General features: G+C 69.2%; 20 protein-coding genes. 9 read left to right on the forward strand and 11 right to left on the reverse strand.

Annotated elements, in window-relative coordinates:
• Nucleotides 1-199 precede the first annotated feature (199 nt).
• Both FE633_RS23190 and FE633_RS23195 read left to right on the forward strand, forming a co-directional pair.
• On the forward strand, nt 200-988 hold the full coding sequence (locus tag FE633_RS23190; RefSeq protein WP_138047067.1) for a GntR family transcriptional regulator: 789 nt from the start codon (nt 200-202) through the stop codon (nt 986-988).
• 8 nt (nt 989-996) lie between these two features.
• Entirely contained in the window at nt 997-1,755 is a 759-nt protein-coding gene (locus FE633_RS23195; protein WP_138047068.1) for a glycosyltransferase family 2 protein, read from the forward strand.
• A gap of 80 nt (nt 1,756-1,835) precedes the next feature.
• On the opposite strand, the gene FE633_RS23200 is transcribed toward FE633_RS23195, so the two are convergent.
• From FE633_RS23200 to FE633_RS23210, 3 genes are all read right to left on the reverse strand, one after another.
• Entirely contained in the window at nt 1,836-2,747 is a 912-nt protein-coding gene (locus tag FE633_RS23200) for an FkbM family methyltransferase (protein ID WP_246113783.1), read from the reverse strand.
• A 91-nt stretch (nt 2,748-2,838) separates the two neighbouring features.
• Nucleotides 2,839-3,033, reverse strand: a complete 195-nt coding sequence (locus FE633_RS23205; RefSeq protein ID WP_138047070.1) for a ferredoxin — start codon at nt 3,031-3,033, stop codon at nt 2,839-2,841.
• A 117-nt stretch (nt 3,034-3,150) separates the two neighbouring features.
• Nucleotides 3,151-4,371, reverse strand: a complete 1,221-nt coding sequence (locus tag FE633_RS23210; RefSeq protein WP_138047071.1) for an amidohydrolase family protein — start codon at nt 4,369-4,371, stop codon at nt 3,151-3,153.
• A gap of 185 nt (nt 4,372-4,556) precedes the next feature.
• Between FE633_RS23210 and FE633_RS23215 the strand changes: the two genes are divergently transcribed.
• The 3 genes from FE633_RS23215 to FE633_RS23225 all read left to right on the forward strand — a co-directional run bounded on the left by FE633_RS23215 (nt 4,557) and on the right by FE633_RS23225 (nt 6,841).
• On the forward strand, nt 4,557-5,006 hold the full coding sequence (locus tag FE633_RS23215; protein WP_138047072.1) for a DoxX family membrane protein: 450 nt from the start codon (nt 4,557-4,559) through the stop codon (nt 5,004-5,006).
• Nucleotides 5,007-5,172: 166 nt separating this feature from the next.
• A complete protein-coding gene (locus FE633_RS23220; RefSeq protein WP_138047073.1) occupies nt 5,173-6,099 on the forward strand; it encodes a UTP--glucose-1-phosphate uridylyltransferase in 927 nt (308 codons plus the stop codon).
• A 187-nt stretch (nt 6,100-6,286) separates the two neighbouring features.
• Entirely contained in the window at nt 6,287-6,841 is a 555-nt protein-coding gene (locus FE633_RS23225) for a hypothetical protein (RefSeq protein WP_138047074.1), read from the forward strand.
• 127 nt (nt 6,842-6,968) lie between these two features.
• Here the strand turns inward: FE633_RS23225 and putP are convergent, their stop codons facing one another.
• The 3 genes from putP to FE633_RS23240 all read right to left on the reverse strand — a co-directional run bounded on the left by putP (nt 6,969) and on the right by FE633_RS23240 (nt 10,224).
• Nucleotides 6,969-8,678, reverse strand: a complete 1,710-nt coding sequence (gene putP / locus FE633_RS23230; RefSeq protein WP_246113784.1) for a sodium/proline symporter PutP — start codon at nt 8,676-8,678, stop codon at nt 6,969-6,971.
• Nucleotides 8,679-8,923: 245 nt separating this feature from the next.
• On the reverse strand, nt 8,924-9,367 hold the full coding sequence (locus tag FE633_RS23235) for a hypothetical protein (protein WP_138047075.1): 444 nt from the start codon (nt 9,365-9,367) through the stop codon (nt 8,924-8,926).
• 104 nt (nt 9,368-9,471) lie between these two features.
• Nucleotides 9,472-10,224, reverse strand: a complete 753-nt coding sequence (locus FE633_RS23240; RefSeq protein WP_138047076.1) for a hypothetical protein — start codon at nt 10,222-10,224, stop codon at nt 9,472-9,474.
• 347 nt (nt 10,225-10,571) lie between these two features.
• Here FE633_RS23240 and FE633_RS23245 point away from each other — a divergent pair, with 347 nt between their 5' ends.
• Nucleotides 10,572-11,855 carry a PP2C family protein-serine/threonine phosphatase gene (locus tag FE633_RS23245; protein WP_246113785.1) on the forward strand — a complete coding sequence of 428 codons (1,284 nt, stop codon included), beginning with the start codon at nt 10,572-10,574 and terminating at the stop codon, nt 11,853-11,855.
• Between the two features lie 102 nt (nt 11,856-11,957).
• Complete coding sequence (locus tag FE633_RS23250) at nt 11,958-13,991, forward strand: NAD-binding protein (protein WP_171060091.1); 2,034 nt, start codon at nt 11,958-11,960, stop codon at nt 13,989-13,991.
• Between the two features lie 24 nt (nt 13,992-14,015).
• On the opposite strand, the gene FE633_RS23255 is transcribed toward FE633_RS23250, so the two are convergent.
• Entirely contained in the window at nt 14,016-14,459 is a 444-nt protein-coding gene (locus FE633_RS23255; RefSeq protein WP_138047079.1) for a nuclear transport factor 2 family protein, read from the reverse strand.
• A 170-nt stretch (nt 14,460-14,629) separates the two neighbouring features.
• Here FE633_RS23255 and FE633_RS23260 point away from each other — a divergent pair, with 170 nt between their 5' ends.
• Nucleotides 14,630-16,501 (forward strand): S9 family peptidase, encoded by a 1,872-nt coding sequence (locus tag FE633_RS23260; protein ID WP_171060085.1) that lies wholly within the window; start codon nt 14,630-14,632, stop codon nt 16,499-16,501.
• 58 nt (nt 16,502-16,559) lie between these two features.
• Nucleotides 16,560-17,387: an SURF1 family protein gene (locus FE633_RS23265; protein WP_171060086.1), complete on the forward strand. Its 828-nt coding sequence runs from the start codon at nt 16,560-16,562 to the stop codon at nt 17,385-17,387.
• Here the strand turns inward: FE633_RS23265 and FE633_RS23270 are convergent.
• From FE633_RS23270 to FE633_RS23285, 4 genes are all read right to left on the reverse strand, one after another.
• Nucleotides 17,381-18,562: a hypothetical protein gene (locus FE633_RS23270; protein WP_246113786.1), complete on the reverse strand. Its 1,182-nt coding sequence runs from the start codon at nt 18,560-18,562 to the stop codon at nt 17,381-17,383. The genes FE633_RS23265 and FE633_RS23270 overlap by 7 nt on opposite strands.
• Nucleotides 18,559-19,221, reverse strand: a complete 663-nt coding sequence (locus tag FE633_RS23275) for a SigE family RNA polymerase sigma factor (RefSeq protein ID WP_171060087.1) — start codon at nt 19,219-19,221, stop codon at nt 18,559-18,561. Before FE633_RS23275 ends, FE633_RS23270 begins: the two co-directional genes overlap by 4 nt.
• Nucleotides 19,222-19,614: 393 nt before the next feature.
• Complete coding sequence (locus FE633_RS23280; RefSeq protein ID WP_119101564.1) at nt 19,615-20,667, reverse strand: aspartate-semialdehyde dehydrogenase; 1,053 nt, start codon at nt 20,665-20,667, stop codon at nt 19,615-19,617.
• Complete coding sequence (locus FE633_RS23285) at nt 20,664-21,941, reverse strand: aspartate kinase (RefSeq protein ID WP_119101565.1); 1,278 nt, start codon at nt 21,939-21,941, stop codon at nt 20,664-20,666. The genes FE633_RS23280 and FE633_RS23285 overlap by 4 nt, the downstream gene beginning before the upstream one ends.
• Nucleotides 21,942-22,101 lie beyond the last annotated feature (160 nt).

Genomic DNA, 22,101 nt, shown 5'->3' on the forward strand with positions numbered 1-22,101 from the left:
CCGATGATCGCCGGAAAACATCCGCCGCCAGGCATCCAATTGCGAAGGACTTTTCAAAACGGCGGGGGCACGCGGCTCACATTAAGGCAATACACCTTTCAAGTGCTGACTCATTGCTCGCTCCTGCAGTCGTCAAGACCTCTTTAGGAGTCGTACGCTGAGGTTTGTGAGCGGCCCCTCGACGGATCGGTGAGCACCCGTGCCCAAGGCGTACGAAGAGATCGCGGACGACCTCCGCCGGTCCATCCGCGAGGGCGAGCGCAAGCCTGGTGACCGTCTTCCGTCGGAGGCGGATCTGGCGGAGTGCTACAAGCGCAGCGTGCCGACCATTCAGAACGCGCTCCGACTGCTGAGCGCGGAAGGGCTGATCGACAAGCAGCACGGCCGCGGCAACTTCGTCCGCCGTCCCCGCACGCGGGCAGTCCGCGAGAACAGGCGGCACCAGTGGGAGAAGGACCGGGCACGCAAGCCGTTGACCACGCGGGCCGAGACCGGAGCCACGGAGCAGGACACCGGCCTGGAACTCGATGACCTCGTCTTCTACGCGAAGTACCGCGAGATCGAGGCGCCCAAGGAGCTGGCGAACGCGTTCGGCGTCCCTGAAGGCACGGCGCTCGTCGAGCGCACCTACCGGACGCGCCACGCCGCCGAAACCGCCCCCTTCAATCTCGTGACCTCCTACCTCGTCCGCGCCATGGTCGCGGCGAACTCCGATCTCCTGGACGACACCAAGGAGCCGTGGCCCGGCGGCACCCCGAACCAGCTCTTCACGGTGGGCATCGAGCTGGACCGCGTCGAGGAGCGGATCACCGCCCGGCCGCCGACGCCGGAGGAGGCGAGGGAGCTGGAGCTGCCGAACGGGACGTCGGTGATCCTCCTCCGCAAGACCTCGTACGACATCAATGACCGCGTTGTGGACATCTCCGACGTCACGCTGCCCGGCGATCGCACAGAGCTGCTCTTCACCACTCCCCTGGAAAGGTGGTGAGTGCTGCCGTGAGCCGGCGCATCATCATCGTCACTGCCGTCCACACCCCCTCGGCGCCCTTCCTGCCGGAGGCCTACAAGTCGCTGTGCGACCAGGAGTTGCCGGACGGATGGGAGTGGCACTGGTTGATCCAGGAGGACGGGGAGACGGACGACGTCGCCCCGCACGTTCCCGATGACCACCGCGTGACCTTCCGGCAGGGGAGGCCCGGCGGCCCCGGCGTCGCCCGCACCATCGCGCTCGCGCACGCGGACGGCGAGTACGTGAAGGTCCTGGACGCCGACGACCAGCTCGCCCCGGGCGCACTGGCCCGCGACCTGGCCGTCCTCGAAGGCGACCGCACCATCGCCTGGGCGACCTCACGAGTCCTGGACTTCATGCCGGACGGCTCCACCGTCGGCTTCCCCGGGGACCCGGACGACGGCCCGATCGAGTGCGGAGCCGTCCTCGACTACTGGAAGGCGAATGGTTTCCGCGCGCAGGTCCACCCGGCGACACTGTTCGTCCGCCGCGACCTGCTGCTCGCCCTCGGCGGTTGGATGGCGCTGCCGGCGTCCGAGGACACCGGGCTGCTGCTCGCGCTCAATTCCGTGAGCCGCGGCTGGTTCTCGAAGGAGGTCGGGCTCCTCTACCGGAAGTGGGAAGGGCAGGCGACCGGGCAGGCTGCGCACGTCGACACGGCTGAACGGGATGCGCGGATGGCTGTGGTGGAGGCCAGGGCGCGGGCCTTGGCGCACTTCGAGTGGCGATACCCCGTGGGCGACTGATCACCTCATGGCCGGCTGATCATCCTGTGCCTGGCCGATCACGCCGTGGCCGACTGGCCGGCTGATCGGCCACGGCATCGTCAGGGGAGTGTTTCCGCGTCCACGCGGGAGAAGATCAGATCGGTCTCGACGGTGACGGGGCCCCGCCACCGCACCGGCACCACGGGCTCGCCGCTCAACGCGGGCGGGTAGCTCTCGGGGGCGTAGTCGTTGGCCAGCCGGTACGCATGAAACCCGGCGTCGGCCATCGTCCTCAACAGCTCCTCGGCCGAGTCGCCCAGCTGAGCCATGCGCTCAGGGGTCACCTCAACGGTGATCTCGGCATCGGGCCTGAGCCGGCCCAGCAGGGGAGCCAGCCCCCGGACGACGCTCCCCTCCGCACCCTCCACATCGATCTTGATCACACGGGCGTTCGCGATCTCCGACGGATCGAGCAGCTCCGGCAGCGGGCTCGCGTCGATCTCGAACGTGGACTCCGCGGGACCGTCGTACGGGACGATGCTGTTCGCCCCCATGTTCCGGGAGCTCGCGAGCACGAAGGTCAGCGTCTTGTGACCGTCCGACACGGCAGCGTTGACCGCCCGGATGGTGCGGCAGCCGTTGAGCCGGGCTTGCTGCACCAGGCGCCGATGGAACACGGGCGAGGCCTCGATCGCCACGACCTGGCCCTTGTCACCGACGAGCTGGGCGGCCAAGACGCTGAAGACACCTACATTGGCGCCGACGTCGACGAATCCGTCCCCCGGCTTCAACCGCCGCTGAAGCCAGCTCGTCATATGGGGCTCCCACACCCCGAACAAGTACAGGTAGCGCTGGATCAGGTCCTGGGTGTCGACCGCGAACCGGGCGCCGGAGCGGGTTCCGACGACGCGTCGGCGAGGGTGCTCCCGCAGGTAGGGGTTGAGGAGGCGCGCGGCCAGCAGCGCCTTGCCGACGGATCCCGGAGCATCCCGTACGTACCGACGACCGAGGGTGACCAAGGCCTCTGACATGGGACTGCTCATCCGACCGCCTCTCCACCGCCCCAGGATCAAACCGTAGCGCCTGGGGTCCGTGGCCGTGACAGCCATCTCCCACGATCTTCTACTCGCTGATGGCGATGGTGATCGCCTGGGACGGGCATTCCTCAGCCGCCGCTCGCACCTGTGGGTCGTCGCCGGTGTCCTCACGACCCGGTATGACGGCCCCGAGTCCGTCCACCAGGGTGAAGACGGACGGCACCCTGTGGACGCAGTCGTGCGAGCCGTAGCAGAGGTCTTGGTCAAGGGAGACCTTCATTCGTCCTCCAGTCGCAGGCGAGCACCGGCCCGAGACGTAAGGAACGCACCCCTGGGTCGAGCGCCCGCAGGTGTGAGTGAGCCCTTCCCGGCCGGGGGTACCGGCCTGATCCAGGCCCTAATCCGCCTGGTCAAAGGGCAGTTCCAGCATCCGGATGGCATTGCCCCGCAGCAGCTTGTACGTCACGTCGTCGGACAGGCCCGCCACATGCTCCGCCGCCACCTTCTTCGTTTCCGGCCATGTCGAGTCGACGTGCGGATAGTCGGTCTCGAACGTCGCGTTGTTCACGCCCACGGTCTCGATCGCCTCGATGCCGTGCTTGTCGCGGAAGAAGCAGCAGAAGATCTGCCGGTAGTAGTACGTCGAGGGCGGCTCCGGGATCAGATCCTTCACCCCGCCCCACGCCCGGTGCTCCTCCCACACGTCGTCGGCGCGCTCCAGGGCGTACGGAATCCAGCCCATCTGCCCCTCGCTGTACGCCAGTTTGAGGCGCGGGAACTTCACCAGCACCCCGGAGAAGAGGAAGTCCATCATCGACGCCATGGCGTTGTTGAAGCTCAGTGACGCCTGGACGGCCGGCGGTGCGTCCGGCGACGCGGCGGGCATCTGCGACGACGACCCGATGTGCATGTTGACCACGGTCCCGGTTTCCTGGCACGCCGCGAAGAACGGATCCCAGTAGCCGGAGTGGATCGACGGGAGCCCCAGATACGTCGGAATCTCGCTGAAGGTCACGGCCCGTACGCCCCGGGCCGCGTTGCGCCTGATCTCCGCGACCGCGAGTTCAACGTCCCACAAGGGGATCAGGCACAGCGGGATGAGCCGTCCTTCGCTGTCGCCGCACCACTCCTCGACCATCCAGTCGTTGTAGGCGCGGACGCACGCCAGCGCGACCTCCTTGTCCTTGGCCTCCGCGAAGGTCTGCCCACAGAACCGCGGGAACGTCGGGAAGCAGAGCGAGGCCTCGACGTGGTTGAGGTCCATGTCCTCCAGGCGGGCCTTCGGATCCCAGCAGCCGCGCCGCATCTGCTCGCGCGTAATGCCGTCGAGGGTCATCTCGTCTCGGGAGAACCCGACGGCCGCGATGATGCGCTTGTACGGGAAGATCTCGCCCTCGTACCTCCACCAGTCGGTGATCTGGCCGTTCGGGTCCGTGGTGAACCGGTACTTCCCTCCGACGTATTGAAGATCACCGATACCGGCGGTGAAGGGCTTCGGCCCCTGGTCGCGGTACTTGCCCGGAAGCCACGTCTCGAAGAGGTGCGCGGGCTCGATCACGTGATCGTCCACGCTGATGACCTTGGGCAGATCCCTGGTGCTGCTCTCGATGCTGACCACGCCTTGCCCCCTACTGCCTGCCGATTCCGATTCCCTGATTCCTGACGCATATCTGACGGTCCATCAGATTCAGGCTATGGGACCCCTCCCTCGACAGCAAGGGCGAGAGAGGCCTTCACCTCTTGCGCTCTCGAACGACATCCGCTCAACTGACGACCCATCAGATTCGCGCGGAGGGAACAGGGATGCAGACGGTTTGGCTCAGCAGTGCCGAGTGGTTCGCGGTCCTCCGCATCGGGCTCGGCCTGTGGTGGCTGGAGAGCTGGCGCCACAAGGACAAGAAGCAATGGTTCACGGGAGGCGGCATCACCTGGGCCGGAGGCATAGCGGAGAAGCACCGATGGCCCTTCGTACGGCTCGGCTTCGACCGCGTGGTCCGGCCACGGCCTCGCCTGATGGCGTACGTCGTCGCCTACGCGGAACTGGCCCTCGGCCTCGGCCTCATCGCCGGTTTCCTGACGCCGATCGCCCTCGTCGGCGGACTCATACTGAACCTGATCTATCTCGTGCTGATGATCCACGACTGGGCCGAGCAGGGGCAGAACCTCATGATGGCCCTGATCTCGGCCGTCGCGTTCTTCGGCATGAGCTGGCAGGCCTGGTCCCTGGACGACGCACTCGGTCTGTTTCTCTAGACCGCCCTGTCCCTGGACCGCCCTGCCCCTCACCGCCCTGTCCTGGGAGACGAGCGCCTCGGTGAATCCGCGCATCGCCGGGGGTCGAGGCCGAGGGTTTGCGTTGGTAGCGTCGGCGTGTGCCGTGCCGGCCGGTGCGGTGTGCCGCTCGATCGAGAGAGATCTCATGTCCCCGACGATCCGCAGGGCCGTGATCCCCGCCGCCGGACTGGGCTCCCGTCTGCTGCCCCTGACCAAGGCAGCCCCGAAGGAGATGCTCCCGGTCGGCGACAAGCCGGTGATCGAGCACACCGTGCGCGAGCTGGTGGACTCGGGCATCACCGACATCACCATCGTCGTCTCCGGCGGCAAGAGCCTGATCCAGGACCACTTCCGCCCCAACCCCGGCCTTGTCGCCCAGCTGCGCGAAGACGGCAAGACGGCGTACGCGGACGCGGTGGAGGAGGTGGCCGAGCTCGCCCGCAAGGGCCACATCACCTACCTCGACCAGCACGGGCCGTACGGCAACGGCACGCCGGTGCTGAACGCCGCCCGCTCCTTCGGCGACGAGCCCGTGCTGGTGCTGTGGCCCGATGACGTGTTCGTGGCCGAGGTCCCCCGCGCCCAGCAGTTGATCCGCGCGTACGAGCAGACCGGCTGCCCGGTGCTGGCCCTGCTGCCGATGGACCCCACCGACTCCCAGCGCTACGGCGTGCCCATCGTCAAGGAAGACCTCGGCGACGGCCAGCTGCGCATCTCCGGCCTCGTCGAAAAGCCGAAGCCGACCGATGCGCCGTCCCCGTACGCGGCGATCGGCGGCTACGTCGTCACGCCCGGCATCATCGACGAACTGCGCGAGCAGACCCGCCGCTGGTACGAGCACCGCGAGGGCGAGATCTACCTGACCGACGCCATCAACGCCTACGCCCGCGACCGGGCGGTGTACGGGCAGGTCATCCAGGGCCGCTGGTACGACACCGGCAACCCGGCCGACTACCTCGTGGCCCAGATGGCCCACGCTCTCGCCCACCCCGAGTACGGCCCCCTCCTACGCAGCCTGGTCAACGAACTCGACCCGGCCCGCCACGCCCCCGCTACGGACGACACGGCCTGAGTGCCGGACGGTCGGGCTTCTTGGGAGTCCCCGGAGCTGCGAACGTTCCTGCGGCGACAGGCCGCCCCCGGCCTCCGGTGACTCCTGGGCACGGCTCCCACACGCTGTTTCGGTGTCCGTCTGCCCCTGGTCGCGCCGCACTCGTAAGATCGTCCAGTCATCTTGAGAAGTCTGACTGGGGGGCGAGTTGGGGACCGGCGAGCAGCTTGTGACCGTTGCTGCCGTGCTGCTTGGCGCACTGACCACGCATCTGACCAACTATCTGATGGAGCGGAGCCGGAACCGGTATCAGCTCCTGACGCGGTGGGACGACAAGAAGATCGACGCGTACGGGGACTACGTCGAAGCGGCGAAGTCGAAGATCGCCAGGTCCAAGCCGCTCTACGAGCTCCGGGAGGGCTTGCACGAGAGCCAGAAGCCCGAGCAGGAGCTTCGCGAGGACCTGTCGGAAGCCGGCCGCCTGGGGGGAAGCACCTTCGAACGGGTCATGCTGCTCGGCGGCGATGACGCCATCGAAGCGGGACACGAGCTGAACGCGGTGCTCGCCGAGATCGAGTGGCAGGCCACGGGCAAGATCAGCGGCACCCTGGAGGAGTGGCGCACACGGAACCGCACCGCGTTCCGCCTGATCAACGCCTTCCACGAAGCCGCCCGCCAGGACCTCGGCATCCAAGGAAACGTCACAGGCCAACGGCACCCCGAACGCGACCTCTTGCTCCCACCTCAGCAACGGGACGCATAGTCCGGTCTATCGACGCCACCCGACGCCACCCGGGCCCGAATCATCTGTAGCCGTTGCCCCGCCCGCCGTGCCGCGCGGACGGAACAGGTCTGAGTCGTTGCGTCAGTCGTAGTCGTGGTGACGGCGGTTACGAGCGCCACCAGTTCTGCCCCTGCGGTGCTCCCTGGGAAGTGCCGTAGCCCGTTGTGCCGGGATCCGTTGCTCCGTAGCCCGGTGCGCCGTAGTTCGTTGCACCGTGCCCTGTGGTGCCGTGCCCCGTTGCGCCGTACGCCGCCGTTCCGTACGCCGTCGCGCCCTGGTCCGTGGCGGCGTGCTCCTTCGTGCGGTGTGCCGCCATGGCGTGCTCCATGGGGCCGGACCAGGTGCGCGCCGGGGGACGTCCGACGTACTTGCCGAAGATCAGTGCCGCCGCTGTGGCGACGAGTACACCGGGCACCATCTCGTAGACGCCCGTCTCCAGCGGCCCGAGGAGCGGGTCGATGTCGTCCCACAGGAGCACGGTGAGCGCACCGGTCACCATGCCGGCCATCGCCCCGATCGCCGTCATCCGCGGCCAGAACAGCGACAGGATGATCACCGGGCCGAAGGCCGCGCCGAATCCCGCCCAGGCGTACGCGACGATGTCGAGCACGGCGCCGCCGCTCAGCGCGATCACATAGGCGACCAGGCCCACGGCCACCACGCTCAGACGTCCGACCAGCAGCAGCGACGTGTCGGAGGCCCGCCGGTTGAGGAACGCCCGGTAGAAGTCCTCGGCGAGGGACGTGGCCGTGACCAGCAGCTGGCTGTCCACCGTGGACTTGATCGCGGCCAGCACGGCCACCAGCAGGATTCCCGCGATCCAGGGATTGACCAGCTGTGTGGAGAGTTCGATGAACACCGTTTCCGGGTTCTCCAGCGGCTCGTCGAGCGCGGCGATCCCGGCGAGTCCGATGAGCGAGGCACCCGACAGTACGACGATCACCCAGGCCACCCCCAGAAAGCGGGCCCGCGGTATGTCCCGTGTGCTGCGGATACCCATGAAGCGGGTCAGGATGTGGGGCTGACCGAAGTAGCCGAGCCCCCAGGCCAAGAGCGAGATCATCGCGACGGCACTGAGCGGCTGGCCCGCCGTCCACGCGTTGTCGGCGAAGGACGCCTCGGCTCCCAGGTCGAGCAGTGCCGGAGTCTTGTCGGTGAGCCCGTCCTGCAGCGCGTCGAAGCCGCCGATGTGCCAGAGAGCAATCGCAGGGAGGGCGACTGCCGCGAGGGCCATCAGCGTGCCCTGTATGGAGTGCGTGAGGCTCACGGCCCGGAAGCCGCCGAGGATGGTGTAGACGACGATCACTACGGCGAAAACGGTGAGTCCGGACTCGAAGTCGGCACCGAAGATCTCGTTGAACAGGAGACCGCCGGCGACCAGGCCGCTGGCCACGTACACAGTGAAGAACACGACCGTGACAAGGGCCGAGAGGATCCGGAGCACCCGGGTCCTGTCCTCGAAACGTTCCTCGAAATACGCCGACAGGGTCACGGCGTTACCGGCCAGCTCGGTATACGTACGCAAGCGAGGTGCGACGAGGCGCCAGTTGAGATAAGTGCCGATGATCAGGCCGACGGCGATCCAGGTGGCGCCGACGCCGGTCATGTACACGGCGCCGGGCAACCCCAGGAACAGCCAACCCGACATGTCGCTTGCTCCGGCGGACAGGGCGGCCACCGGGGCGGTGAGCCTGCGGCCGCCGACGGTGAAGTCCTCGAAGGTGGTCGTCTCCCCATGCGTCACGACCCCGATCATGACCATCGCGATCAGAAAGACCCCGAAGATGATCATTACTGGGACGGTCAGGGTGATCATGCATTACTCCCCTGCGATGCGGCGACCAGGGGCATATGTCAAACACATACACAGGCCACCTTTCCGGACACGGAGAGGTGGAGTTTAGGCGTCCGCATCGTACTTCGGCGAGGGCATGTCATGTCCGGTCCGTCATCGGTTCCGGATCGTGACACCTACGCGGATGCGAACGAGTGCACGACGCGCAGTGGGAGCCGGCCGGCTTGCCCGCAGGACTTCGCCGGCCAGTTCGAAAGCCTCCCTTCCTAGTCCGTCAACGGCAGGTTCGACGTGAAGCGCGGCCCATCGGCGCGGTGCTGGACCGGGAACGTGAGCTTGAGTTGCTGCTCCTCGCCCGCCACCGAGAGGTGGGTGACGTACTGCAGGCCGAGAAAGGCCTTCTTGGGCGCGGTCGCGGAGACGTACGGGCGTGGCACGTCCAGTACGAGATCGCCCGGTCTGCCTCCGCGGTTGCCGTCGAAGAACAGCAGGCGCCGGTCGGTCAGAACTATGTACATCGGGCGGGGCGTGACCGTGGCGATGACCGTTCCGGCGCTCAGGACGCCGGCCACGGCGGCCGTGAGGGCCCGCTTGCCCGCGGAGACCGAGCCGATGGCGGCCAGGGTCGAGAACTCGACCTGCTCCTCGGGGCGGAGCAAGGGGGCCGCGGTTTCCAGAAGTTGCCTGGTGCGGCGGGCGTTGAGGGCCATGGAGAACTCCAGTCGGTGGTGATGGCTCGCGCGCGAGGTGTGGACGTCGCGTTGTCGGTGAACTCGGCCGCCGCGGTTGGTGGCGTTGGCGGTGGTGGCGGCGATCAGCCCTGGTTCGCCGTGTCGCTCTTCCCCTTCAGCGACGCCACGACCTTTTCCGTCAGCTTCTTCGCACTCGCGGCGCCGTTGTCACTGCCGTCCGTGGACAGCACGCTGACGACGGCCGTGCCCACGCGGGCGGCGATCAGGGTGGTGCCGTTCTCCCAGGCACTGTCGGTGAGCGTGATGGTGTAGGCGTCGTCCCCGAGCCCGGCCGTGGACGTTCCGGTGACCGTCACCTTGCTTTGGGTGTCGGCGTCCGTGAAGGTCGGGCACGCGGCCACGACCTTCGTCAGGTCCTTCATCACGTCCTGCGAGGTCGTGCCCCGGTAGACATCGATCTCCTGGTCGAGTTCGGCGGATGTGGCCTTGTTCGCGTAGGAGGTCTGCGCGAACGACACCCCCTCGACGCCGGTGAGGCCGATCCAGGCCGTGGCACCGAGATCGGCGCAGTGCGGCTTGGCGGCGCTCTTGGTGGCCGGCGCCTGGTACGTGTCGCCCGTGTCCCGGGTGCCGCTCGGGTCGGCGGCGAATCCGGACGCGAAGTACGACGCGGGCGCCAGGGCCTTCTTCAGCTGCGTACCCGTCAACAGACCCGCGTTGGGGTCCTTGGGCTTGGACGGCTTGGACGACTTGGCGGTCGCGGACGAGCCGCCGGAGGAGTCGGAAGAACCGGAGGAGCCCGAAGAGCAGGCGGCCAGGGCCAGCGGGAGTGCCGCGGCGGCGAGCACCTTGACGGCAGGGGACGGGAGACGCATCGGTGTCCTTGAGAGAGTCGCTCAGTACGCCGCACCGAGGTCCGGGAACCTCGTACGTCCGGGAACTTCGTATGTCCGGGTCATCCGTGCGTCCAGGAGCTGGGCAGGCGGGGCCGGTGATCACCGAGCCCGAGCAGACCCTAAGGAGCCGTTGGCTAAAAACAGGTGTTCACGGGCTCAAAGGTGAGTCAAAACGTCCTGCAATCTCCTGAATATTTGCCGCGCCTTGGCTGAATCTTGTGGCGATGGAGGAGTGCGGTAGGAGTGCGGTCTGCCCGAGGGCGGTGACGGGAGCAATCGGGTGGCGCGGTCGCACCGCGGCGGTGCCCCGGGGTAGGCATCCCGGGGTGAGTGACCGTGAAGGGCCTGATGGGCCGCCGCACCCGCACCCGGGCATCGACTTCGAGTCCGTGTTCCAGGCGCTGCCCACCCCGGTGCTGCTCCTCGACCGCGACCTGGTGATGCTCGAGGCGAACCGGGCCTACCAGAAGATCTCCGGGCGCAGCCGGGCCGAGCTGCTGGGCAGGCTCGTCTTCGATGTCTTCCCCGACAACCCCGCCGACCCGCAGGCCACCGGCACCCAGGCCCTGCGCGCCTCGCTGGAGCGGGTCCTGGCCACGGGCGAGCGGGACACCATGGCCGTGCAGAAGTACGACGTCGAGGCGCCCGGCCGCCCGGGCGTTTTCGAGGAGCGGTACTGGAGCCCGATCAACATCCCCGTGGTCGGCGGGGACGGCCGGGTGGTGCTGATCATCCACCGGGTCCAGGAGGTCACCGCCCTCGTCCGCGCACGCCTGGCCTTCAGCGCGACACCGGGGGTCCCGCTCAGCCGCGAGGACGCCATGGCAGCCGATCTCCTCACCCGCTCCCAGGAACTCCAGGAGGTCAACCAGCAGTTGCGCGAGGCGCACGCCCGCGCCCACGACATCGCCATCACGCTCCAGCGCGCCATGCTGCCCAGCGCCCCGTCGGTGCACCGCGCCTACGCGGCGGTGCGTTACCGCCCCGCGGCCAGCTTCCTGCACGTATGCGGCGACTGGTACGACCTGATCGACCTCGACGAGAACCGGCTGGCCATCACGGTGGGCGACGTCGTCGGCCACGGTCTGGAGGCCGCCAGCATCATGGGCCAGCTGCGCAGCGCCCTCAGCGCCGCCATTCACGCCACCCAGCAGCCCGACGCCGCGCTCCAAACCCTCGCCCGCAGCGCGCGCACGATGCCCGGCGCGCTCGCCACCACCGCAGTCCAGACCCTCGTCGACCGTGCCGCGCACACCATCACCTACAGCCGCGCCGGCCACCCGCCCCCGCTGCTCGCGCACCCCGATGGGCACGTCGCCGTTCTGGACGCGGTCGGCGACCCGCCCCTGGGCGCCTCGGACGAGGCGATTCCCCGGTCGCAGGCGACGGTGCGGTACACGCCGGGGTCCGTACTCGTCCTCTACACCGACGGTCTGATCGAGCGCCGCGACGAGGACATCGACACCGGACTGGGCCGCCTCGCCACCAGCCTGAGGGACCATCACGCACGCGATCCGGAGGACCTCGCCGACGCCCTCCTGGCCGACCTGTCCCCCACGGACCCGCCCGGCCCGGACGACGACATCGCCCTTGTCGTCGTCCGACTGTGAATCGCCGCGCGCGGCTTTGGAACCACCCGTGCTGGTGAGGCAGTCTTTGCCGGTGTGGTGAGCCTTCCGTATCAGAGTGCGTCCAGTGACGGGGCCGCGCACATGGTGGTGTGCGGGGACGATGCCTTGGCACACCGATTGTCGGCCGAGTTGCGCGGGGTGTACGGGGAGCAGGTGACGCTGGTCGTGCCGTCCGACGAGCGGACCGTGCGGCCGCCGGTCGTCGGCCGGGCCCGGGCGTCGGCGCTGCTCGACCGGGTGTCGGCAGCGGTGACCTGGGCGGCCGGCAGCAACAACGGCAACAGCAACAGCGGGGGTGGCGACGCCTCGTCGGGGCGGGCCGACGGTGAAGAACCGCGGCCCGAACGGGTGTTGGAGGCCGCCGAACTGACCGAGGCCGTGCTCGCCGAAGCGGATGTCGAGCGGGCAGCCGCGCTGGCACTCGTGTACGACGACGATGAGACCAACATCCGCGCCGCGCTGACCGCACGCCGTCTCAACCCCCGGCTGCGCCTTGTCATCCGGCTCTACAACCGCCGCCTGGGCCAGCACCTGGAGTCCCTGCTGGACCAGGCTTCGGCCCTGGCCATGGCCGGAACTGGGGCCGGGGCGGGCACAGGGTCCGGGGCGGGCGCAGGGTCGGGATCCGGGTCCGGGTCCGGGGACGCATCCGACGAGTCCCGGTCGTCCGGTCTGTTCGACGCCTCCACCACCGTTCTCTCCGATGCCGACACCGCCGCGCCCGCACTGGCCGCGACCGCGGTGGCGGGGACCACCAAGGTCGTGCAGACGGAAGGGCTGATGCTGCGAGCCGTGGAACGGCCGCCCCAGAGCCCCGGCCAGGCCACCGGCCCGGGCCTGTGCACCCTGGCCCTGCTCTCGGCGACGGCCAACGACCCGGCGGGCGCGGACGGTTCCGAGAGCAGCGGCGAGCACGGGCCTCAACTCCTGCCCGACGAACTCTCCGTGGCCGACGCGACCGGTCGCGGCAGCGTCGTCCTGGAAACGGTGTCGTATTCCGGCCCCACCCTCCCCACGGGCGGCGGCGTCCTGCCCGCCGTGCCCTTCGGCACCCTGTTCTCCCGCCGCCTGCGCTGGTCGTTCGCGGGCCTGGTGGGCTGCGTGGTCGCACTCGCGGTCGCCTCGATGATCACGACGGGCGACCATCCGCTGCACGCCACCTATCTGACCCTGCTCGATCTCTTCGCGATCAACGATCCCGCGCTCCATGACCCGCTCGGCCGTCAGATCCTGCAACTCCTCTCCGGTCTCGTCGGGTTGCTGCTCCTGCCCGTGCTGCTCGCCGCCGTCCTCGAAGCTCTCGGCACCTTCCGCAACGGATCCGCGCTGCGCCGGCCGCCCCGCGGGCTCTCCGGCCACGTCGTCCTGCTCGGACTCGGCAAGATCGGTACGCGAGTCCTGACCCGCCTGCGCGAACTCGGCACCCCGGTCGTGTGCGTCGAGGCCGACCCCGAGGCACGCGGACTCGCGACCGCGCGGCGGCTGCGCGTGCCCGTCATTCTCGGCGACGTGACGCAGGAGGGCGTCCTGGAAGCCGCCAAGATCCACCGGGCGCACGCACTGCTCGCCCTGACCAGCGCGGACACCACCAACCTCGAAGCCTCGCTGTACGCCCGGACGGTACGCCCCGATCTACGCGTCGTCCTGCGGCTGTACGACGACGACTTCGCCACCGCCGTCTACCGCACCCTGCGCGCGGCCCACCCCTACGCGCTCACCCGCAGCCGCAGCGTCTCGCACCTGGCCGCGCCCGCCTTCGCCGGAGCGATGATGGGCCGGCAGATCCTGGGCGCGATCCCCGTCGAACGCCGCGTGCTGCTCTTCGCGGCCCTGGACGTCGCCGGGCATCCGCACCTGGACGGCCGTACGGTCGCCGAAGCGTTCCGCGCGGGTGCGTGGCGGGTCGTCGCGCTGGACACGACAGTCCCCGGTGAACGCCGGTCCGACCTCAGCACCGAACCCGACCCGGACGCTCCCGAGCGGCCGCCTGGCCTGGTGTGGGACCTGCCTCCCAGCCGGGTACTGGGCCCCGGCGACCGGGTGGTCCTGGCCGCCACCCGCCGCGGCCTGGCGGAGCTGCTGGGACGCCGGCGCCGGGAGCGTACGGGCACGTAGAGAGGTCGGGGACGGGTTCGAGCGTCAGTAACGCTCCACCAAGTGCTCCCGCCCCGCCGGAGGTTCGTACGGCTCGGGCCAGAAGTCCGTGACCGACAGGATGCGGCCCTCGCCGTCTCCCGTGAAGAACGAGATGCCGTACATCTCCTCCAGGCCCACCGTGACGTGGATCCAGGTGACCACCTGCCCGGGCTCGGCGACTATGCGCTCGGTCCGCAGGTGCCAGTCGCCGGGATACTCCCGGTTGAACTGGACGTACCTCTCCCGCCCGCGGATGCGCTCACGCGTCTGGGACAGGGTGTAGACGACGTCCTCCGCGAGCGTGTCCGCGAAGGCCGCCCAGTCACGGGCCTCGGCCGCGGCCCAGTACCGCTCGACCGTCTCGCGCAGTTCGACTGTTCGATGCGTTTTATCCGCTTCTGATGATCGCGGGTTGTTCGCTGCCGTCGGATCGGTCAGTGAAGTCATATCGCGATGATGCCGTCCGCCACTGACAACCGGATCTGACCTGCGGAGACGCAAACCCGGTTGCCGACGGACGGCGATGGACGGCGGCGCCCGGGAGCCGTGCGGAGAAGTTATCCACAGGCTGGGGACCTCGTCGGCACGTTGTCGTCCCGGGCATGCAGTATGGGGCCATGACTGTGAGCAACGGGGCCATCCCGGACGACGTGACCACCCCACACGACAGCACTCCCCCGCATCCGCACGACGAGACCATGCCGGACTGGGAGAAGCGCTTTCGGGCGCCAAGAGTGTCCCTGCCCGACTGGGCGGAGGACGCACCGCACCGCTCCCTCTTCGTGTCCAACGCGACGGGGACGTACGAGTTGTACGCATGGGATCGCGCGACGGGCGCTCAGCGGCAGGTCACGGACCGGCCCAACGGCACGACTGACGGGGTGCTGTCACCCGACGGCGAGTGGGTCTGGTGGTTCGACGACAAGGACGGCGACGAGTTCGGGATCTGGAGGCGCCAGCCCTTCGCGGCGGGCGACGCCTCGGCCGGCCCCGACGAGGCCGCGGCTCCCGGTCTCGCCCCCTCCTATCCCGCCGGGCTCGCGCTCGCCCGAGACGGGCGTACGGCGATCGTCGGACGGTCGACCGACGAGGACGGTACGACGGTCTTCGTCACCCGGACCGGTGAGGATCCCGTGGAGATCTACCGGCACCGGGAGTCGGCCGGCGTCGGCGATCTCTCGCACGACGGGTCGCTGATCGCGATCGAGCACACCGAGCACGGCGACGCGATGCATTCGGCGCTGCGGGTGCTGCGGATGGACGGTTCGGCGGTGGCCGAGCTGGACGACACCAAGGGGGGCACGGTCGAGCTGGGCCTGGAGGTGCTGGGCTTCGCCCCGGTCGACGGTGACACGCGCCTGCTCGTCGGGCACCAGCGGCGCGGGCGCTGGGAGCCGATGGTGTGGGACGTGGCGTCCGGCGAGGAGACGGACCTGGCGCTGACCGAGGAACTGGAAGGCGATCTCAGCGCCGAGTGGTATCCGGACGGCTCCGCGCTGCTCGTCGCGCACAGCTACGAGGCGCGCAGCGAGCTGTGGCGGTACGACCTCACGTCCCGCCGGCTGGAGCGGATCCGGACTCCGAAGGGCACGGTGTCGGGGGCGACGGCCCGCCCGGACGGCACCGTGGAGTACCTGTGGTCGTCGGCGGCCCTGCCTCCGGTGATCCGCTCGACCTCGGGCCAGGTCGTCCTCGAGCCGCCCGGTATGAAGTCCCCCGGGTCGGTGTCCGTCGAGGATGTGTGGGTGACGGGTCCGGGTGGCTCCATCCACGCCCTCGTCCAGCGGCCGGAGGGAGAGGGTCCCTTCCCCACCGTCTTCGACATCCACGGCGGCCCGACCTGGCACGACAGCGACTCCTTCGCGGCGGGCCCGGCCGCGTGGGTGGACCACGGGTACATGGTGATCCGGATCAACTACCGCGGCTCGACCGGATACGGGCGGGAGTGGACGGACGCGCTCAAGCACCGCGTCGGCCTGATCGAGCTGGAGGACATCGCGGCCGTCCGGGAATGGGCGGTGACCTCCGGTGGCGCCGACCCCGACCGGCTGATCCTCACCGGCGGCTCCTGGGGCGGATACCTCACCCTCCTCGGCCTCGGCACTCAGCCGGACCTGTGGTCCCTCGGCATCGCGGCGGTCCCGGTCGCGGACTACGTCACGGCGTACCACGACGAGATGGAGGCCCTGAAGGCGATGGACCGCACGCTCCTCGGGGGCACACCGGAGGAGGTCCCGGAGCGCTTCGAGGCGTCGTCCCCGCTGACGTACGTCGACGCGGTCAAGGTCCCCGTCCACATCTCCGCCGGTGTCAACGACCCCCGCTGCCCCATCCGCCAGGTCGAGAACTATGTGACCCGGCTCGCCGCCCGCGGCGCCGTCCACGAGGTGTACCGCTATGACGCGGGGCACGGGTCACTGGTCGTGGACGAGCGGATCAAGCAGGTCCGGCTGGAGCTGGACTTCGCGGCCAGACACCTCGGGAAGTGACAGCGCCCAGGGCACCCCTCGGCCAAGCACCCGGCAACGGCCCCGTACCGTGGGGGTTGTGTACCGGTTCCTGCTGACGCCCCGCTGGTGGGGGATCAACGTCTTCGTACTGCTGGCCATCCCCTTCTGCGTCTTCATGGGGTCATGGCAGTTGGGGCGGTTCGAGGACCGCGTCGAGGATCACCGCGCGGCGAACGAGCAGGTGTCGTCGAACAAACGGGAAGCGGCCCGGCCCCTCGCCGAGCTGCTGCCCGTCGACAAGAAGACGTCGGGCAAGCAGACCACGGCGACGGGCCGCTACGGGAAGCAGTTGCTCGTGCCGGACCGGGAGCTGGACGGCAAGCGCGGCTACTACGTCATGACGATGCTGCGTACCGACGGGGGCAAGGCCCTGCCCGTGGTCCGCGGCTGGCTGCCCGGTGACGCCGACCCCGCGAAGGCTCCGGCCGCTCCGGCCGGCGAGGTCACCGTGACGGGCGCGCTGCAGGCGTCCGAGAGCCCCGGTTCGAACGGCGTGAGCGCGGCCGGCGGTCTCCCGGCCGGCCAGACGGGCGCGATCAGCGCGGCGTCGCTGGTGAACCTCGTGCCGTACGACGTGTACGACGCCTGGGTCACGCTCGCCAAGGCCGACTCGGGGATGAAGGCGGTGCCCGCTACGGCTCCGCAGGACACGGGCCTGGATCTGAAGGCGTTCCAGAACCTCGGCTACACCGGCGAGTGGTTCGTCTTCGCGGGCTTCGTGGTCTTCATGTGGTTCCGGCTGCTGCGCCGGGAGGTGGAGTTCGCCCGGGACACGGAACTCGGCCTTGCCGAGGAGCCGGCCGGCGAACCCAGCGAGGAGCCGGCCGACGAACCCGCCGACGAGCCCGCCGCCGCCGGTCACTGACCAGCCAGCACCCCGGTCTTGTACACGGTCCCCGCACAGGCGTTGGACACGTTCGCCGAAGCCGTCGGTCCGCCGCCCTCCGCCGTGTTCGACACCACGACGCTGCCGTCCTGAACGCCACCTTCGGTCGCGAGCTGCGGGGCCGTGCCGCTGGTGCCCTCCGAGGACGTACCGCCGCTGTCACCGCCGGTGGTCGCGTCGGTGGGCGTCGGCTCGGGCGACGAGGGGTCGTCCGGGGTGGTCGGACAGGTCTCCGACGGCACCCAGGCGAACTGCACCTGGTACGCCGTCCCCGGCTGGAGGACCAGCGAGGCGAGTTCCGTCGACGGGTCGGGCAGTCCGGTCGCCGCGTCGCCCGCGGCGTGCTGGACCACCTGGATCTTGGACGCGTCCGCCGCGCCCTGCGGGGCCGCGGTCACCGAGCCCGCGCTGGTGACCGTGCAGCTGACGCCGGAGACGTTGGAGATCCGGAACGTGCCGTAGACGGCGCCACCGGCGTCCGACGAGCCGACGGTCGCCGCGTTGCTCAGCTGCGCGGCCGTACAGGCGGGCGTGTTCGCGGCCGAGGGCGTCGGCTGCACGCCGCCGGTGGCCCCGCTGCTCGCTCCCTTGCCCTTGCCCGGTGTCTCTTTCTCTTCGTCCTTGTCCTTCTCCTTGGACTTGTCCGACGTGTTGCCGGAGCTGGTCTGCCCGCCGCCACCGCCCTTGCCCTGGGTCGAGCCCTGGGTCTGCGTGCTGTTGCCCGCGATGGAGGGGTCGGCGTCGGATCCGGAGGAGTTCGAGACGTGCACGAGGGCCGGAATCGCCGTACCGATGAAGAGCGCGGCGGCCGCCATGCCGACGACGGCCTGGCGCTTGCGCGCCCGACGGGCCGGCACGGCGCGCCGCAGATGCTCCAGCGTGCCGTCGGCGGGCTCGATCTCCTGCACGGACTGGTGCAGCAGCCTGCGCAGCGCCAGCTCGTCGGACTCGAGCCCGAGGCCCTCCAGGCCTGCGTTCTCCGACTTCTCCGGTCCCGGATTGTGCGGGGGGCCGTGGTTCACAGTTCCGTTCCCAGCGTGCTGGTCATGCGCGTAGTCGTGCTCGTGCTCATGGTCGTGCTCGTGCTCATGGTCGCGCTCGTCGCGCGTGTGGTCGCGCTCGTACTCATTCTCATCGCGCTCGTGCCCGCTCATGCCGGCGCCCCCATGGCGACGCGCAGGGCCGCGATGCCGCGCGAGCCGTAGGCCTTCACCGAGCCCAGCGATATGCCGAGCGTCTCGGCGACCTGGGCCTCGGTCATGTCCGCGAAGTAGCGCAGGACGAGGACCTCGCGCTGGCGGCGCTGGAGCCCCTTCATGGCTTGGATCAGGGCGTCGCGCTCCAGCTGGTCGTACGCGCCCTCCTCCGCGCTCGCCATGTCGGGCATCGGCTTCGTGAGGAGCTTCAGACCGAGGATGCGGCGCCGGAGGGCCGACCGCGAGAGATTGACGACGGTCTGGCGCAGATACGCCAGCGTCTTCTCCGGGTCGCGCACGCGCTTGCGCGCCGAGTGCACCCGGATGAAGGCCTCCTGCACGACGTCCTCGCAGGAGGCGGTGTCGTCGAGGAGGAGTGCCGCGAGGCCCAGGAGCGAGCGGTAGTGGGCGCGATAGGTCTCGGTGAGATGGTCGACGGTGGTTCCCGCGGCCATGATGTCGTCAGCGCCCTCGCGCTGATTCGGTATGCGGGCGGGCCGCGCTGCGGGCATGGGCGCGATCACCGGCATGCCGCCGGACGCGCCGGGCATGCGGGGTCGGCGGGGCGGACGCAGGGCTGTGCCGCGCGTCGCCGTGAATTCGAGTACCTCTGCCACGCCTGTTGGACATGTATCCCCCCATCAGGGTTGTACGCGACAGGCATCACTTTTGCGTCAGACCGCACGCCTGCATCAGACAGCGCGCGCGACCGCGTGCCTGACAGTGCGTCAAATGCCGTCATGCGTACCAGCTCATCCCTTATGCCCCATGCCGCCGTGGCGTCCGAACGCCCCTGAAGGGCGTCCGCAAAGACGCTCCCCGCCCTCCGCACGGTTGCGGAGAACGGGGAGCAAAATCGTCGAACGTCAGAGGCGTCGATTCAAGTGGTCCGGACCAGCGATCGGATCACAGAACTCACACAGATCCTACAAACGATTCAGATCGGGGCCAGAAGATTTCCCCCTTCCGGCCCACATCGCCTCAGAAAGGACCGGTTTCACACCCACCGGCTACGCGAACTCCTCCGCCACCAACTCCGCGATCTGCGCCGTGTTCAGGGCGGCACCCTTGCGCAGGTTGTCCCCGCACACGAAGAGTTCGAGCGCCGTCGGATCGTCGAGCGCCCGCCGTACGCGCCCGACCCAGGTGGGATCCGTACCCACCACGTCGACCGGCGTCGGGAACTCCCCCGCGGCCGGATCGTCGACGAGCACGACCCCGGGCGCCGTGGCGAGGATCTCGCGGGCCCGGTCGACGGTGACCTCACGTTCGAAGCGGGCATGGACGGTCAGCGAGTGCGTGGTGACGACGGGCACACGGACGCAGGTGACGGCGACCCGCAGGTCCGGCAGTCCGAGGATCTTGCGGGACTCGTCCCGCACCTTCATCTCCTCCGAGGACCAGCCGTCCTCCCGCGGAGTCCCGGCCCACGGCACCACGTTGAGCGCCACCGGCTCCGGGAACGGCCCGGTGTTGTCCCCCACGGCCCGGCGTACGTCACCGGGGGTGGTCCCCAGTTCCGTACCCGCGACCAGCGACAGCTGCTGCCGCAAGGTCTCCACGCCTCGGCGCCCGGCCCCGCTCACCGCCTGGTACGAGGACACCACGAGCTCGCGCAGCCCGAACTCGGCGTGCAGCGCGCCCAGCGCCACGATCATCGAGAGGGTCGTGCAGTTGGGGTTGGAGACGATGCCGCGCGGCCGGACGCGGGCGGTGTGCGGATTGACCTCCGGCACCACCAGCGGCACCTCGGGGTCCATCCGGAAGACTCCGGAGTTGTCGATCACGACCACGCCCTTGGACGCGGCGATCGGTGCCCACCGCTCGGCCACTTCGTCCGGTACGTCGAACATGGCGACGTCCACTCCGTCGAAGGCGGCCTCGGTCAGGGGCACGACCTCGACCTCCTCGCCGCGCAGGGCCAGCTTGCGGCCGGCCGAGCGCGGCGAGGCGATCAGGCGGATCTCGCCCCAGATGTCCGCGCGCTGGGACAGGATCTGGAGCATGACCGTGCCGACGGCTCCGGTCGCTCCCACGACCGCGAGCGTCGGTCGTCCGGTCATCGCCCGGTGCCTCCGTAGACAACGGCCTCGTCGCTGTCGGAGTCGAGCCCGAAGGCGCTGTGCACGGCGCGGACGGCTTCGTTGACGTCGTCGGCGCGGGTGACCACCGAGATGCGGATCTCGGAGGTCGAGATCAGCTCGATGTTCACGCCCGCGTCGGACAGCGCCTCGAAGAAGCCCGCCGTGACGCCGGGGTTGGTCTTCATGCCCGCGCCGACCAGCGAGATCTTGCCGATCTGGTCGTCGTAGCGCAGCGACTCGAAGCCGATCGCCGTCTTCGCCTTCTCCAGCGCGTCGATGGCCTTGCGGCCCTCGGTCTTCGGGAGTGTGAACGAGATGTCCGTCAGACCGGTGGAGGCGGCGGACACGTTCTGCACGACCATGTCGATGTTGATCTCGGCATTGGCGATGGCGCGGAAGATGACGGCGGCTTCGCCCGGCTTGTCCGGGACGCCGACGACCGTGATCTTGGCCTCGGAGGTGTCGTGAGCGACACCGGAGATGATGGCCTGCTCCACCTTCTGGTCCCCTTGCTGAATCGGCTCGTTGCTGACCCAGGTGCCCTGCAGTCCCGAGAAGGACGAGCGCACATGGATCGGGATGTTGTAGCGGCGGGCGTACTCCACACAGCGGTGGAGCAGCACCTTGGAGCCGGAGCTGGCGAGCTCCAGCATGTCCTCGAAGGAGATCCAGTCGATCTTCCGGGCCTTCTTCACCACGCGGGGGTCGGCGGTGAAGACACCGTCGACGTCCGTGTAGATCTCGCAGACGTCGGCGTCGAGGGCCGCGGCCAGCGCGACCGCCGTGGTGTCGGAACCGCCGCGCCCCAGGGTGGTGATGTCCTTCTTGTCCTGGCTGACGCCCTGGAAGCCGGCGACGATGGCGATGTTGCCCTCGTCGACCGATGTCCGGATCCGGCCCGGCGTGACATCGATGATCCGCGCTTTGTTGTGCACCGAGTCGGTGATCACGCCTGCCTGGCTGCCGGTGAAGCTCTGGGCCTCGTGGCCCAGGTTTTTGATCGCCATCGCCAGCAGCGCCATGGAGATCCGCTCTCCGGCGGTCAGCAGCATGTCGAACTCACGCCCGGCAGGGATCGGGGATACCTGCTCGGCGAGATCGATCAACTCATCCGTCGTGTCACCCATCGCCGACACCACGACGACCACCTGGTGGCCGTTCTTCTTGGCGTCGACGATGCGCTTGGCGACACGCTTGATGCCCTCGGCATCGGCTACGGAGGAGCCTCCGTACTTCTGCACGACAAGGCCCACGAAAGCGCTCCTCGCTCAATCCGTCTCGTACCGCACAACTGCGGTCGGCTCAGTCTAACGAGCGGCCGAATTCCACCCGAGTCATATCGCATCGTGAGATGTCCCGCTCACGACTCGATCCTCTTGATCCTCCGGCCCTTCACCGAGCCTCCTTCCGGCC

This window comes from Streptomyces montanus, assembly GCF_005786655.1.
Taxonomy (GTDB): domain Bacteria; phylum Actinomycetota; class Actinomycetes; order Streptomycetales; family Streptomycetaceae; genus Streptomyces; species Streptomyces sporangiiformans.

Bases quoted from the DNA above. Each gene is read 5' to 3' on its own strand.
- FE633_RS23200 (WP_246113783.1), bottom strand. From the start codon at position 2,747: ATGTCAGAGGCCTTGGTCACCCTCGGTCGTCGGTACGTACGGGATGCT.
- FE633_RS23205 (WP_138047070.1), bottom strand. From the start codon at position 3,033: ATGAAGGTCTCCCTTGACCAAGACCTCTGCTACGGCTCGCACGACTGC.
- FE633_RS23215 (WP_138047072.1), top strand. From the start codon at position 4,557: ATGCAGACGGTTTGGCTCAGCAGTGCCGAGTGGTTCGCGGTCCTCCGC.
- FE633_RS23220 (WP_138047073.1), top strand. From the start codon at position 5,173: ATGTCCCCGACGATCCGCAGGGCCGTGATCCCCGCCGCCGGACTGGGC.
- putP (WP_246113784.1), bottom strand. From the start codon at position 8,678: ATGATCACCCTGACCGTCCCAGTAATGATCATCTTCGGGGTCTTTCTG.
- FE633_RS23235 (WP_138047075.1), bottom strand. From the start codon at position 9,367: ATGGCCCTCAACGCCCGCCGCACCAGGCAACTTCTGGAAACCGCGGCC.
- FE633_RS23240 (WP_138047076.1), bottom strand. From the start codon at position 10,224: ATGCGTCTCCCGTCCCCTGCCGTCAAGGTGCTCGCCGCCGCGGCACTC.
- FE633_RS23250 (WP_171060091.1), top strand. From the start codon at position 11,958: ATGGTGGTGTGCGGGGACGATGCCTTGGCACACCGATTGTCGGCCGAG.
- FE633_RS23255 (WP_138047079.1), bottom strand. From the start codon at position 14,459: ATGACTTCACTGACCGATCCGACGGCAGCGAACAACCCGCGATCATCA.
- FE633_RS23260 (WP_171060085.1), top strand. From the start codon at position 14,630: ATGACTGTGAGCAACGGGGCCATCCCGGACGACGTGACCACCCCACAC.
- FE633_RS23270 (WP_246113786.1), bottom strand. From the start codon at position 18,562: ATGAGCGGGCACGAGCGCGATGAGAATGAGTACGAGCGCGACCACACG.
- FE633_RS23280 (WP_119101564.1), bottom strand. From the start codon at position 20,667: ATGACCGGACGACCGACGCTCGCGGTCGTGGGAGCGACCGGAGCCGTC.